The following is a 14,476-nucleotide window of genomic DNA, read 5'->3' on the forward strand; positions in this document are numbered from 1 at the left end:
TTTACTAATTAAATAAGCTGGTACTATTTCTTACCTCTTACCTCTTATCTCTTACCTAAACAAAATGAAAGAAGATTTCTTACACTACCTATGGAAATACAAAAAAGTACCTCTCAACACTGTACTTACTACGGGAGAGCGCTTGCAAATTCTCTCATTTGGCGACTACAATACCCTTTCTGGTCCCGATTTCCAAAGTGCCCAACTGCTTATAGGTGAGCAGCAATGGGCAGGTAATGTAGAAATGCATCTCAAATCATCGCATTGGTATGTACACGGTCACGAGAGTGATCCCGCTTATCGCAATGTGATTCTGCACGTAGTTTGGGAACACGATATAGAAGTATTCGATGCTAACAATCTGCCTATTCCCACTTTAGAACTCCAAGGTCTTATCTCCCCCGAACTCTTAGAGCGATACAATACCACTGTAACCTCACACTACCAGTTTATTCCTTGTGAAAAAGAATATACCACTATACCTGCCATTACTTTGCTTTCGTGGAATGAGCGCCTATTAGTAGAACGTTTAGAAGAAAAAGCCACTGCGGTAAACGAGTTGTGGAAAGCTGCCAATTTCGATTGGGAGAAAGTACTTTTTTGTATGCTTCTCAAGTCTTTTGGAGGTACTGTAAACGGCGAAGCATTCCTGCAATTGGGCAAACATCTCGATTTTAGTATTATCCGCAAAGAGCGTTCACATCCCTTACATTTAGAAGCACTACTATTGGGGCAAGCAGGCTTACTCCTCGAAGAAACTGAACTCTCCTACCCACGTGAACTCTTGCAAAATTATCACTACCTACAACAGAAATACAACCTCTCTGCACCCGTAGTAAAAATACATTTCACCGGTTTGCGTCCACAAGGTTTCCCTACTATCCGACTCTCGCAACTCGTACAGCTATACGAGCTAAATGAAGGTTTGTTTTCACAAATCCTTGAAGTGAATGATTTTAAAAGTATCCAAAAACTCTTTGCGGTAGGAGTCTCCGACTTTTGGGAAACCCACTATACTTTTACAAAGACTTCTAAAAAAGTAAAAAAGCCTATTAGTGCGAGTCTCATCACACTTATTTGGATAAATGTATTCATTCCACTCAAATATGCCTATTACCAAAGTTTGGGCAAGGATGTGAGTGAATCTCTCATTGAAGAACTCAAAACAATGACTGCTGAGAGCAACAGCATTATCACCCAATACCAACAATTAGGAGTCTCTGTTACCACTGCTTTTGACACCCAAGTACTTCTACAACAATACAAACATTATTGCCAATCCAAACGCTGTTTAGATTGTGCTATAGGGATTTCAATTTTAGGGAGGAAGTAAGAAAAACTTTGATAAATTGAAAAACAATTGGTTATCAATTATATTTGTATCGTACTTGTAAGAGGCGTTTTGCTACTATTTTTAGAAATAGTTCTTTTTAGAATAGATTTATGATCCAATGATAAACGCCCATTACTATAGACCATAAAAATACTGTCAAATAATAAATAGCTACTCCTATAATAGCTATCCATATAGTAGTTGAAAACGCTTTCTGATTAACTTCTCGTATTATGTTTTTGTCATCATTAACAAAACCTACAATTAAATTGAAATTCTTTTGATAGGACTTATGAAAAACATCAAGTATAATACCTAAATATGGAATAATTCCTACTAAAATATCTATCAAGATATTACGCAGAATAATCACTGTTAAGGCATACGATTTAATTTTAAAAGTGGAAACGTAGAAAAAAGAAAAATTGAATATCTGTGGTAAGATATCTCCTACAACAGGTATTAGTCCTAATAAAGGATCTAAATAATAGTCATCCATTAGTGTTTTTACAGACTTTATTGTTTGGTAGCTATTACTTTGCTCAATACTCCTTTTCCATTCTTCTCTTTTTTTTCTTCTTTTCTCCTCTCGTTGAATAGCTCTTGTTACATCAGCAAATTCCTGAGAAATGCTTTCTTGTGTTTGTTGTATTCTCCTTGAGCTTCGATTGTTGGTGTTCATATTTATATGGTAATATGTTTATTTTCTTTTAAAAATATTGTTAATTCTGTTTCGCGAGGCAAAGATAGGGAGTGAAACTGCCAAATAGCGTCAGAGAGAAGAAAATATTTGTAGCGCTTCGTTATAAGCACTCTCAAAAGCCAGCAGGTTGATGTCTGTAGGGTGATGTTGTGCTTGGAAGAAGGTGAGGAGTTTTTCAGTAGGGAGATAGCCGCCATAACCTTTGATAGCACTGTAAAAACGGGTAGTGCCGGCTTGGTAGGCAGTAGCCAAACTGCTAATAGTAATACCTTGTTTTTCAATGGTAGGCAGTTCGTCGTTTAAAAGCAGTATTTTAGTTTGGGTATTTGAAAAATCTAAATCTTTGGTTAAGGAGAGGAGGCTGGCTTCGAGAGCAAGAGCATAGTAACCTACTGATAATAAAGATTGCAAATAATCCTCATTGGCTATTGTTACACATTCTATGAGTTGTATGTTACTGTTTGTCATAACAATTCTTGCATTGAATGGATAAGTAGATCGGCTTGACTTAAATCTTGTCCGCCTGAAAGGGGATTCTGGAAGCCTACACACTGCATATTAGCACTTTTGGCAGCCTTTACGCCATTGGCACTGTCCTCTATCACAGTAAATTGTGTTGCTGGTAATCCATACCATTGGGCTACCTTTAGGAATATTTCGGGGTTAGGCTTGCTGTATTTCACATCATCGCCACTCATTATCACTTCAAAATAGTGTGCTATATTTGTTTGTTGAGTAAAAATATCAATGAGTTTGCGTCCAGATGAAGATGCTAATGATAAGTGTTTTCCTTCATTTTTGAATTTCTCTAACACATCCTTTACGTGAGGTACTAAAGGTACTTTTACTTCGGGTAATCGTTTGAAAAAATAATCGCGGTGAAATTTTATGAGTTCTTCTACACTTTCTGAACGTTGAGCATCGCGTTTTACCTTTTCCCACATTGGAAAAGCCGACATCCCCGTGAGGGTTTGTATATACGCCTTATCAAACGGAATGCCTTCCAGCTGAAAAGTCTCATAAATAATCTCTTGGTGCATTGGTTCACTATCTAGTAGTACCCCGTCCATATCAAAGATAATGTAATTCATTAGGAATTAGAAATTAGAAATTAGGAATTAGATTTGAGTTGTCGTCTAAAGTCTTTCAAGAAGACATTTCCAATACCTATGACCATTCCTAAGAATGTCCAGATAGCGATAATCATCATTCGTTTAGGTTTAGAACGTTCGTTAGGTACAGTCACAGGTTCGATAACAGCAAAGATAGGCTGGTCTTCTTTCATCTTGATGCGTTTGGCTTCCAGCTGTTTAGCGAGTTCTGTATATACGTTGAAAGCTAAATTGTACTCTGCTTGTAGTTGTTGCAAACGAGTTTGAGGAAGGTTGCTAAAGAGGTCGCGGTTGCGGTCTTGGAAACCTGCCACAGCGTATTGTTTGTTTTTAAAATCTTTTTCGGCTTCTACAAAGCGTTTTTGTACAAAGTCGAATTCTTCTTTAGCTTTTTGCAATTTGAAATCGGTAACGGTTTCTTGTAGTACTTTTTGGGCACTTTCGAGCATTTGAGCAGCGGGAAGTGCTTCCCCCATCACAAATGAGAGTGTAAAGTAGCCGTCTTTTTCACTCATATTCAGTTTAATACGGCTGTCTAAGCTGTTGAGTATTCCCCTCTCTTGATCGGAGAGTCGGGTAATATCAGTACTATCTTGGGTTACAGGAGCTGCAGTGGGAGTACCTTTAGAAAAACTAAAAATACCCATCACACGTCCCATTAAGCTGGGTTTAGTATAGTTCTTGCAATATTCTTCGTAAGTTACCGGTTTGGGGATGTCAGAGAATGTGAGTTTTGTTTGTGCTAATTTCTGTTTAAAAGGTACGCTTTCAATGATTTTAGAGTAAGTAGTGAGCGGGAGTGTTTCGGAGCCTCCTCCTAAACTGATACCTGCCATTGCTGCCAATCCACCTAATCCACTTGTTGATTTGTTATCAGTAGTTTGTGGCACCATAATGGTGGTAGCGGTATATTCTTTAGCCGAGAATAACGCGATGAGAATCCCTATAACAAAAAAGAGCAAGGTGAATAGCAAAATCGATTTGCGAGCCCCCCATACTTTGCGGATAAGCTGCATCAAATCTATTTCGTCCTCAGCAGTTCCTTCTTCTGCAGAGTCGACTACAGGAACCAATTTATTTTCTCCTAAATGATTGATAACATCTTCTGAAGCTCTTATTTCTTGATTTTCGTTTAATGCCATAGTTCTATTTTTTTAGTACATTGTAAATAAGCACTCCCATAGTGGTAATTGCCGAAATAATACCTATACTCTCACCAGTGCTAAGACGTTGGCGTTCAGGTCTAGAGGGTACAATAATGATCGCACCTGGTTCTAATTTAGGATAGTTTCTAAAGAAAAGAGAATTATGCGTAGCACGAACATCGCCATTAGCGTAAAGCACGTAAATAGCACGCTTTTTAGCTTGATTGCCAAAACCTCCCGCTCTATCAATATAGTCTCTGAGTGAAAATCCTTTTTGATAACGCACCAATGAAGGAGCTAACACCTCACCACGCACTTCAACGGTTTGTTTTTCAGAAGGAATGAGCAACACATCACCTTCACTGAGGATTAGGTCGTGCTTGCTGTGTTTCTTTTTCAAAATTTTATGAATGTCTATCCCTATACGGTATTCTGAAGTTTTTTTGCTAGCTTTTTTCAGTGATTTAGCAGTTTCATTACTATTGCTTTCTAACTCTACCAATTCTTTTAGAAAATCTTCTTGCTGAATTTCGCCCTCATCAGTTTTTTTGCGAATCAAAGTTGCCCCTTCTTTATAGGCAAAAGGAGTAAACCCTCCCACACGCTCCAATAGATCGGAAATGCGATCGTTCTTGCTTTGGATACTATAAACCCCAGGGTAAACAACTTCTCCCATTACCGAGACGGTTTGTAGAGGAGTGAAACCTTTGATATAGCGCACCGAAACAATGTCGTTAGGTTGCAGGGTGAGTGTATTGGTACCTTCTTCAGGTAAAAGCTCATTGTTAGACGATACTTTGAAAGCTGTGCTGAGTCTCTGAAAACTACCGTCGTTTATTTCTCTAAATACTTCAATTGTTGAAGGGTCAGCACCATTAGAGAGACCACCTGCCAAGGCAATCACATCTTCCACTTTCATATTCTCCATAAAAGGCAATTCTTTAGGAGAATTTACAGCGCCTTCTACTTTTACGAAGCGTTTGTATTGGAGAGAATCTTTGTAGAAAATATGGATACTATCGTTATCCTTCAAAGGGATGTCGTTTTTCTTCTCGATGAGGTCTTTGACTGAAAAGCTAAGCGTTTGGTAATCTACGCGGTTTTCGGTACGGAAGATAAGTCCGCGATTGAGAGAAGCATCTTTTTTCACGCCATTAGCTCTTTCAAGCAGGTCGTGAGCGGTCATTCCTTCTTTAAACTCATAAATACCAGGTTGATAAACAGCCCCTCCTATACTCAAGCGGTTGCGGTATTCATTGGTGATAGAATGCACTTTCAGGCGATCGCCATTTTGCATTTTCATCTTCCCAATTTCGCTAAAGGCAATTTCTTGTACTTCGCGTTTAGCGTCCTTAATGCGTTCTAACACAAGGGTATTTGTAAAAGCATCGGAAGTAAAACCTCCAAAGAAAGTAACAAGGTTAGCAAGAGTTTCGTCGTCGAGCATTTCGTACAATCCTTTGCGTTTTACTTTGCCCTCTACCCACACGCGGTTTTTGTAGGGTGATACGATGATTACATCTTGGTCTTGCAAGCCGATATTACCTTTTTCTGAACCATTAATCAGGAAGTTATATACATCGAAAGTAGCGACTTTTTTGCCTCCCCTAAATACGTTGATATCGCGAAATGAACCGCTTTCTGAGGGACCTCCGCAGGCATATAAAGCGTTTAGTACGGTAGAAAGTGAGCTAAGTGAATAAGTGCCAGGCACTACTACCTCGCCTATGATATTCACTTTTACGGTGCGCACTTGGGTGATAGTTACGCCCGTATAGATTTTAGCATAACTGCCATCGGGAGCTGAAATGCCTGAATAGATGCGTTTTAGATAAGAATTTATCTTTGCTTTTACCTCACTAAACGAAAGTCCTGATACGTGTATGCGTCCCACACCATTGAGGAAAATATTACCCTCAGCATCTACTTTTTGTTTGAAAGACCCCTCGGTAGCTCCCCATACTTCCACAAGGAGTTCGTCACCAGGACCTACTTGGTAGTTTTCGGGGGTAGGCATATTCAGGTTAGGAGTAAAGGAAATTTTAGGATTTTTGAAGAAACTCATCCCAAAGATAGAGTCTTTTTCCTTTTTGCGATTGAGAGAATCTTTTTTCTCTCTACCGGTATAACCAAAAATGTCATCGCCCTCAGCTGGACGGCGCATTTTGTTATTGGTATCCTTATTTTTATTTTTAGCATTAGATTTTTCAGTGCCAGAATAGCTGTCGAGTTGCATAATGCGCTGGCGCAATTTCATCACTTGTGTTTCTTGCATACCGCGTGAACGTGCTAAAGCAAGAAATTGGTCTAAGGTATAACCTTGTGCTTGAGCGCGATCCCAATAGGTTTTGATTTGTCCATCGGTAAGATTATCGATGTTTACAGTGGTGATATCAACATTGTTATATTGCTGATTATTACCTATTTGCGCTATCGCAGGAGCCGTTATGATAAATAAAAATAAAAGAAGTAATTTAAGTCTCGACATTCTAAAATCTGTTTTGGGGGCAAAATTAAGAATAATTTGTTAATTAGCCAATGAGTGTGTTAGTATTTTTTTCTGTTTGAGCTATTATATTCCTAGCAATTCATTCTAATTTAAAAAAAAATCATATCTTTGCCCAAAATAAAACTTTTTCAATGAACGAGGATTTGCTCTTCATTCATTGATAAACAGTTAATTATTAATTGTTAATTATTTAATTGAGAATATATGTCTGCAATCTTAAATTCATTATTAGACAACGATTTCTACAAATTCACTATGCAATGTGGTGTAGTGCAATTATTCCCTAAAAACAAAGCGCGTTATACCTTTATCAACCGCGGCAAACACGAGTTCCCCGAAGGTTTTGCCGATGCTATGCGTGAAGAGGTGAACAATATGTCCAAATTGAAACTCACTAAAGCCGAAAAACAGTTTTTGAAAGACAACTGCCCCTATTTGAGTCCGCTGTATTTAGACTTTTTAGAAGGCTATCGCTATGACCCTTCGGAAGTGCATATCGAACAACACGGCACCGACTTGCAGGTAACTGTTGAGGGCTATTGGTATCGCACGATTCTTTGGGAAGTGCCTCTGCTTTCGGTAATTAGCGAGCTTTTCTACAAACTTACAAAAGCGACGGCTTGGACAGATGAGCAGGTGATTGCTAACACCCGTGAAAAAGAATTGTTATACAAAGAATTAGGCGTTGTATTTGCCGAATTTGGCACCCGTCGTCGCCATTCGTATCACGTACACGACATTGTGATGCATACCTTAATGGACGGTTATAACCAAACCTTTATAGGCTCCAGCAATGTGCATTTTGCGATGAAATACAAGGTAAAACCCATAGGTACTCACGCTCACGAATGGTTTATGTTCCACGCAGCCGAGTACAGCTACAAAATGGCTAATGCTCTATCCTTGGAACACTGGGTAGACGTGTATCGCGGCGACCTTGGGGTAGCCCTTTCCGACACCTATACTACCGATGTGTTTTTCAAGCAGTTCGACAAGAAATTTAGCAAGTTGTTCGACGGTGTGCGTCACGATAGTGGCGACCCTATAGTTTTTGCTGAAAAAACAATTGCTCACTACAAAAAAATGGGGATAGACCCACTCTCTAAATACATTATTTTCTCCGACGGACTTAACCCTCAAAAAGTACAAGCTATTACTGAGGCTTGTAAAGGGAAAATAGGCATTTCATTTGGTATAGGTACCGACCTTACGAATGATGTAGGGTTGCGCCCGATGAACATAGTGATGAAACTCACCGAAGTACTCACCAGCGACAACGAGTGGGTGCCTACTGTAAAACTCTCCGATGAGCCTAATAAGCACACTGGCGACCCAAAAATGATTGAACTCGCAAAAGGAATATTAGCAATTAAATAGATTTTAGGGGCAGGGGTCAGATTTTAGGCTGACACCTGATACCTGAAACCTAAAACCTGATAAAAAAATGAATTACATACTAATGATTTTAGGGGTATTGGTAGCGCTGTCACGTTATCTATTCCCCAAATACGACCAAGCGTTACTCATTGGCGGTATAAGCCTATTGATGATAGGTATTTACCGCATTTCGCGTAACCTACCCTCTAAAAACGAGGAAGATTTTCAAGACCCAGCAACGAAAATAAGAAACCCAGAAGACGAATAACAAATGACGAATGACGAATGACGTTTTATGTGTCTAAAATGGGACAATTAAGAAATTTACAAATTAAACTCATTTAAACTTTAACAAATAAACTGCCCGTGCGGCTCGCACCTCGCACCTCGCATTGTGAACATAGGAGATTACATAGAAGTATTAGACGATACCATCAAAGGACATATAGTGCGCCTTACGCCTCAGCAGGTAACAGTGCTTACTACTGAAGGCTTTGAGCTCACTTTTCGTCCTGAGGAAATAATAGTTATTGAAGAAGAAGCACCTCTAAAAGGAGCTTTCACAAATATAGATGAAGAGAGTTTGCGCAAAGATGTACTGAGCAAGCGAAAGAACAAATCGCCCCTCACTAAAAAAGAGCGCAACATCCCTCCAATGGAGGTAGATTTGCACATCGAGCAATTGGTTGATTCTACAAGAAATATGACCAATTACGATATGCTTACCCTACAACTCGAAACCGCCCGCCGGCAGTTAGAGTTTGCTATTGCACAGCGCATCCAGCGGGTAGTGTTCATTCACGGCGTGGGAGAGGGAGTGCTGCGCACCGAATTAGAATTCCTTTTAGGGCGTTACTCCAATGTTACTTTCTACGATGCCGAATACGCCAAATACGGCGTAGGCGCTACCGAAGTATATATCTATCAAAATGCAAAATAAATGATTCAAGCTACCAATATTTATAAAACTTATAAAGATTTAGAAGTGCTTAAAGGCGTATCGGTGAATGTTGCCAAAGGCGAAATTGTATCGATAGTAGGAGCTTCAGGGGCTGGGAAAACCACCTTGTTACATATTTTAGGTACTTTAGACAGCCCCGATGCCAATAAACCATCATCGTTAGTAATTAATGGCACTGATATATTGTCGTTATCCTCCAAAGCCTTGGCAAAATTCCGCAATGAACATATTGGGTTTATCTTCCAATTTCACCAGTTGTTGCCTGAGTTCACTGCTTTGGAGAATATTTGTATTCCTGCACTCATTAGAGGAATAGGCAAAAAAGAAGCTGAAAAGCGCGCTATGGAGCTCTTAGAATTTTTGCACCTCACCTCGCGTGCCGACCATAAGCCTAATGCTCTTTCAGGAGGCGAACAACAGCGAGTGTCGGTAGCGCGCGCCTTGGTGAACTACCCTTCAGTAGTATTTGCTGATGAACCCAGCGGCAACCTCGATTCCGAAAGTGCTGAAAAACTGCACCAACTCTTCTTCCAACTGCGCAATGAATTCCGACAAACATTTGTAATCGTTACCCATAACGAAGAATTGGCTACTATGGCAGATAGAAAACTCGTAATGGTAGATGGTCGTATAATGACGAGAGACAAATGACGAATGACGAGGAACAAATAATATTAATCAAAAATTACTTTTATTATGAAAGAGAATGTTTTAAGGAAAAAGAGCCTTACTTTTGCTGTAAGGATTGTAAATCTTTCTAAATACTTAAGGGAGAATAAAAAAGAATTTACACTATCCGACCAAGTTTTACGTAGTGGCACCGCTATAGGTGCTATGATTTGTGAGGCAGAAAGATCTGAGAGTACTCCTGATTTTATCCATAAGTTGAAAATAGCTGAAAAAGAAGCTAATGAAACGCTCTATTGGTTGGAACTATTAAAGGAAACTCAATACATTACACAAACTGAATACAATAGTATAAATGACAATACGATTGAACTTATTAAAATGTTAGTAAGTAGCATAAAAACAGCAAGAGCAAATTATAAACAACAGCAAAATTCGTCATTCGTAATTTGTAATTCGTAATTATTCCAGTTTCTTTCCCAAATTAGGTCATATCTTTGCAGCGTTAAACTTAAAAACAGATTAAACGATGAAAAAATTAGTATCAATTATCGCCACTTTTTTATTGACTGTAGTAGCAGTACAAAATTTATCAGCTAGAGATTTACCTATCACTTTCGAACAATTGCCTGCTAAAGCACAGGCTTTCGTAAAACAACACTTTAAAGTAGGAGATATCGCATCAGTATGGAAAGACGACGATATCCACGATCAAAATTACAAAGTGTATTTCAACGATGGTACTCAAATTGAATTTTATGCCAATGGCGACTGGGAAGAAATAAAAACTCGCACTCAGGCTGTACCTGCAAAACTTATCCCTAATGGTATTGCTCAGTATGTAAAGAAAACTTACCCTCAATCAGAGATTTACAAAATCCAAAAGAAACGCTATGGTTATGAGGTAGAACTCGCTAATGGACTTGATTTAGAATTCAATGCTAACGGACAATTTTTAAGAATAGACGACTAATGAAACAACTCTTTTTTGCTGCCTTTGCAGCCCTTGCACTCAGCTCGTGCGCACGATTGCCGCAGCCTGCACGTGATTTTATTAGCATTCACTTTCCTCATACTTCTGTTAAAGAAGTTGAAAGAGAAGATGATATCAACGGCTATTCAGTAGAACTTAGAGACCGCACCGAGCTGGAATTTACAGCTAATGGCGACTGGCTAAAAGTAGATGGTGAAGACGGCAATAGTATCCCTACTACCTTCTTCCCTAAAAAAATAGCCGATTACGTTACCCAGCAGGGCTATATCATCGAAGGGATTAGAAAAACCAATATAGGTTATAAAGTAGACATCATAGGCTCTCACACCGATTTGTTTTTCAATCACAATGGTGACCCTATCGGGAATTATTAATAACTTTACTACAAATAAAAAGACCTCCGCAAAGAGGTCTTTTTTTATTGAATATCATATTGCTACGTTACTACACTTTACTAAAATTTCAGCTCGCATTTGCCTGTGCGGCTCGCATTTGCCTGTGCGGCTCGCACTCGCACCTATTTGAAAAATAAATGTGGAAACAACTGCTCCATCGGTTTTTTAGAAAAAGCAATTTTAAGAGTAGCTTTGAGAAAGCCCCAGCCATAGCTAAAAAACTGCACCAAAAGCGCCCAAACCGAGAGCAGTCCTATTTTTACACTGCGGTTTTCTCGAGCACTGTCCCAAGCTATCAGTATAAAATAACACACATACACAAGCAAGGGTTCTATACGCCCAAAAATGAGGAGTAGGAGAGCGCCACAAAGCCCTAAGGTAAAGCAGGTAGGTAACCAAAAAGTAAGTTTGCGAGACTCTGGATGCCAATGGTTGAGAATCGCCCGTGTCTGTCCGAATTTACTCACTTGGGTACGGAACTTAGCCCAAGAAATACGGCGTTTGTGGAACACAAAAGCAGTAGGGATAAAGGCAGTATCAAAACCTTGTTTCCAGAGGCGTATCACTAAATCGGGGTCTTCACCAGGGTGTATTTTCCCAAAACCACTTGTCGCCTCAAAAGCCTTGCGTGACAGTCCCATATTAAAACTGCGAGGTTCAAATCGTTGAATGCGTTTTTGGCTACCGCGAATCCCCCCAGTAGTGAGCAAGGACGTCATCGTGTAGTTGATAGCTTTTTGTATATCAGTAAAATCATCGGTAGCGGTATCAGGTCCTCCAAAGCAATCCACATAATGAGCTTGCAGATAATCGTCTACAGCTTCTAAATAGTGAGGAGGCAAAATGCAATCAGAATCTAAAATCAAAAAATAATCGTGTTGAGCGTGTCGCATACCGTAATTGCGAGAGTCACCAGGACCTGTGTTGGGTTTAGGAAGATAAGTGATTGATAAATCATTTTTATATTTCTCACATACCTCTTTTGAGGGGATAGTAGAGCCATCTTCAATTACTACTACCTCAAAAGTATCTTCGTAAGTTTGTGATACAAGGCTATTTAGTAGTTCATCTAACTCGTCCGGACGGTTGTATATAGGAATGATAAAACTATATTTCATCTGTTAATATAATGTTAAAATTCAAAAGTTTTGTAACATCTGTGTAAAGCTATACGTATAATAGGGCGTATAAGAATCGACAAAATTAAGGATTTTTTCTGAATGAGACAACTAAAAATTACCAAACAGGTAACCAACCGTGAAACCGCGTCTCTTGATAAGTACTTACAAGAGATTGGGCGTGTAGATTTGATCACTGCCGATGAAGAGGTAGAATTAGCACAACGTATCAAAGCAGGCGATGTAGCTGCTTTAGAAAAACTAACCAAAGCAAATTTGCGCTTCGTAGTATCGGTAGCTAAGCAATACCAAAATCAAGGTCTTACTCTTCCTGACCTTATCAACGAAGGGAACTTAGGGCTCATCAAAGCCGCACAGCGATTCGACGAAACTCGTGGGTTTAAGTTTATTTCTTATGCCGTATGGTGGATTCGTCAGTCTATTTTGCAAGCCTTAGCCGAGCAATCGCGTATTGTGCGTTTGCCGCTGAACAAAATTGGTTCTATCAACAAAATCAACAAAATGTACGCTTACCTCGAGCAAGCGAACGAGCGTGTGCCTTCAGCCGAAGAAATTGCACGTGAGTTAGATATGTCCGTAAACGATGTAAAAGAATCAATGAAAAATGCAGGGCGTCATATCTCTATGGATGCGCCTTTGGTAGAAGGAGAAGATTCTAATCTTTACGATGTGATTCGCAGTAACGAATCGCCTAACCCCGATAAGTCGCTTATTTTAGATTCGTTGCGTACCGAAATTGAGCGTGCACTCGAAACCCTTACCCCTCGTGAAGCCGATGTAATCCGTTTGTATTTTGGTTTGGGCGACCAGCACGCTATGACCCTTGAGGAAATAGGTGAAACTTTTGATCTCACCCGTGAGCGTGTACGTCAAATCAAAGAAAAAGCGATTCGCCGTCTCAAACACACTTCCCGCAGTAAAATTTTAAAAACTTACTTAGGATAGTCAATTATAAATTAAGATTGTACAATCTACACTTTGCCAAAGTTTCCTGCCCCTGCGGCTCGTTCCTTTGGCAAAGTTTTTTTATTGTGATTGTACTTATTTTTTTTTAACAATAAAAGTTGTATCTTTGCTCCATAGTAATTTTGAGTTAAATAAATCCTATGAAAAAGTTTATTGTAAAAGTATTTTTAGTGTTTAGTGTCTTTATCAGTTTTCAATTAAAATGTACTAAAACAGAAGAAGAAGTAATTGAAAACATAAAGACAAACTCTCTTAAACATAATTATATAGTAGTCAATTCAGTAGATAATTCACCTGCTGAAGTAGAAGTGAGTTATTCAGTTTTTATCAGCAGAAATACTAAAAATATCGTAAAAACAGAACGCAAGACAACACCTTTCATTATAGGGGGAGAGTCTGTGCAAGTAAATTATGATAGTATTGTATATATTCGGGATAAAAAATTCCACGATTACCAAAGAAAACTAAAAAGAAACTATACCCCTGAAGGTGCTGACTATCTATCAATCAAAAATTTATCATCAGTAGCTATTGAATATGCAGTTATAGGCAATCAAAAATTAGAGTTTTTACCTGCTGATGAGATTGCTAATAGTAGTGATATTGTAAACAAAAATCAAATAGATAAAACAAAAGTCGTTAAATATCCTAGCGGTGCAGCTCCTGTATATAAGGCTACTTCAGTATTATACCTGATAAAACCTGAATTAGCCCCTCAAACTACTGTTTATGTTACTAAAGGAATATATGCCGCTGATGGAGGCGTTTCAGGTAGAGAAGCAGTAGCTGTACCTCTTAAAACTCCTAATTTTGGAGAGATAGTAGCTAATACCCCTTTTTCAGTAGCTGAGGTTCTTAGCTTGTATAAACAAGAATATACTTATGGAAATACATTATATCCTAATTATGATGCTTATATGGGGAGAGATACTAAAGATCCAAATGATAGAAGTATTCTTCAGCATAATTACAAGATTAAACATTATGGAATAGTCTCAGCGGGGGAATCTTTAGAGAATAAAGGGGAAGTGTGGTTTATTAATACTCCTAATGGAATTAGCGGATATAATGACTTTTAAAAAATAAAGAATAGCTTTAACTTACGAACACTAAAACCACTCTTAAAGCAGTTGATCATCAAGAGAATATTTTACTATCATTAAATGCTGATGGAGTGTTATCTATCAAAAAATAATACGAATATATTTGAATATT

General features: G+C 38.7%; 16 protein-coding genes. 10 read left to right on the top strand and 6 right to left on the bottom strand.

Going from position 1 to position 14,476, the window contains the following annotated elements:
- Positions 1 to 64: 64 nt before the first annotated feature.
- Positions 65 to 1,333, top strand: a complete 1,269-nt coding sequence (locus tag CGC57_RS10065; protein ID WP_095899006.1) for a DUF2851 family protein — start codon at positions 65 to 67, stop codon at positions 1,331 to 1,333.
- Between the two features lie 97 nt (positions 1,334 to 1,430).
- On the opposite strand, the gene CGC57_RS10070 is transcribed toward CGC57_RS10065, so the two are convergent.
- The 5 genes from CGC57_RS10070 to CGC57_RS10090 all read right to left on the bottom strand — a co-directional run bounded on the left by CGC57_RS10070 (position 1,431) and on the right by CGC57_RS10090 (position 6,781).
- Positions 1,431 to 2,015 (bottom strand): DUF4112 domain-containing protein, encoded by a 585-nt coding sequence (locus CGC57_RS10070; RefSeq protein ID WP_095899007.1) that lies wholly within the window; start codon positions 2,013 to 2,015, stop codon positions 1,431 to 1,433.
- A gap of 90 nt (positions 2,016 to 2,105) precedes the next feature.
- Positions 2,106 to 2,504, bottom strand: coding sequence for a pyruvate carboxyltransferase (locus tag CGC57_RS10075; RefSeq protein WP_095899008.1), 399 nt, complete (start codon positions 2,502 to 2,504; stop codon positions 2,106 to 2,108).
- Entirely contained in the window at positions 2,501 to 3,127 is a 627-nt protein-coding gene (locus CGC57_RS10080) for an HAD family hydrolase (protein ID WP_095899009.1), read from the bottom strand. Before CGC57_RS10080 ends, CGC57_RS10075 begins: the two co-directional genes overlap by 4 nt.
- Before the next feature lie 20 nt (positions 3,128 to 3,147).
- On the bottom strand, positions 3,148 to 4,290 hold the full coding sequence (locus CGC57_RS10085; RefSeq protein WP_262482405.1) for a Wzz/FepE/Etk N-terminal domain-containing protein: 1,143 nt from the start codon (positions 4,288 to 4,290) through the stop codon (positions 3,148 to 3,150).
- 4 nt (positions 4,291 to 4,294) lie between these two features.
- A complete protein-coding gene (locus tag CGC57_RS10090; RefSeq protein ID WP_095899010.1) occupies positions 4,295 to 6,781 on the bottom strand; it encodes an SLBB domain-containing protein in 2,487 nt (828 codons plus the stop codon).
- A gap of 225 nt (positions 6,782 to 7,006) precedes the next feature.
- Between CGC57_RS10090 and pncB the strand changes: the two genes are divergently transcribed.
- From pncB to CGC57_RS10125, 7 genes are all read left to right on the top strand, one after another.
- Entirely contained in the window at positions 7,007 to 8,179 is a 1,173-nt protein-coding gene (pncB, locus tag CGC57_RS10095) for a nicotinate phosphoribosyltransferase (RefSeq protein ID WP_095899011.1), read from the top strand.
- A gap of 67 nt (positions 8,180 to 8,246) precedes the next feature.
- Positions 8,247 to 8,447: a hypothetical protein gene (locus CGC57_RS10100; protein WP_002679869.1), complete on the top strand. Its 201-nt coding sequence runs from the start codon at positions 8,247 to 8,249 to the stop codon at positions 8,445 to 8,447.
- A gap of 126 nt (positions 8,448 to 8,573) precedes the next feature.
- Positions 8,574 to 9,119, top strand: coding sequence for a DUF8465 domain-containing protein (locus CGC57_RS10105; RefSeq protein WP_095899012.1), 546 nt, complete (start codon positions 8,574 to 8,576; stop codon positions 9,117 to 9,119).
- Entirely contained in the window at positions 9,120 to 9,791 is a 672-nt protein-coding gene (locus tag CGC57_RS10110; RefSeq protein ID WP_095899013.1) for an ABC transporter ATP-binding protein, read from the top strand.
- Positions 9,792 to 9,836: 45 nt separating this feature from the next.
- Positions 9,837 to 10,229: a four helix bundle protein gene (locus tag CGC57_RS10115; RefSeq protein WP_095899014.1), complete on the top strand. Its 393-nt coding sequence runs from the start codon at positions 9,837 to 9,839 to the stop codon at positions 10,227 to 10,229.
- Positions 10,230 to 10,296: 67 nt separating this feature from the next.
- Positions 10,297 to 10,740, top strand: coding sequence for a PepSY-like domain-containing protein (locus CGC57_RS10120; RefSeq protein ID WP_095899015.1), 444 nt, complete (start codon positions 10,297 to 10,299; stop codon positions 10,738 to 10,740).
- A complete protein-coding gene (locus CGC57_RS10125; RefSeq protein ID WP_002680001.1) occupies positions 10,740 to 11,135 on the top strand; it encodes a PepSY-like domain-containing protein in 396 nt (131 codons plus the stop codon). Before CGC57_RS10120 ends, CGC57_RS10125 begins: the two co-directional genes overlap by 1 nt.
- 143 nt (positions 11,136 to 11,278) lie before the next feature.
- Here the strand turns inward: CGC57_RS10125 and CGC57_RS10130 are convergent, their stop codons facing one another.
- Positions 11,279 to 12,274 (bottom strand): glycosyltransferase family 2 protein, encoded by a 996-nt coding sequence (locus tag CGC57_RS10130; RefSeq protein ID WP_095899016.1) that lies wholly within the window; start codon positions 12,272 to 12,274, stop codon positions 11,279 to 11,281.
- A gap of 102 nt (positions 12,275 to 12,376) precedes the next feature.
- Between CGC57_RS10130 and CGC57_RS10135 the strand changes: the two genes are divergently transcribed.
- Both CGC57_RS10135 and CGC57_RS10140 read left to right on the top strand, forming a co-directional pair.
- A complete protein-coding gene (locus CGC57_RS10135; RefSeq protein ID WP_002680009.1) occupies positions 12,377 to 13,240 on the top strand; it encodes a sigma-70 family RNA polymerase sigma factor in 864 nt (287 codons plus the stop codon).
- Between the two features lie 161 nt (positions 13,241 to 13,401).
- Complete coding sequence (locus tag CGC57_RS10140) at positions 13,402 to 14,340, top strand: hypothetical protein (RefSeq protein ID WP_095899017.1); 939 nt, start codon at positions 13,402 to 13,404, stop codon at positions 14,338 to 14,340.
- The last annotated feature ends 136 nt before the right edge of the window (positions 14,341 to 14,476 follow it).

The sequence above is a fragment of the Capnocytophaga sputigena genome (genome assembly GCF_002302495.1).
GTDB lineage: Bacteria > Bacteroidota > Bacteroidia > Flavobacteriales > Flavobacteriaceae > Capnocytophaga > Capnocytophaga sputigena.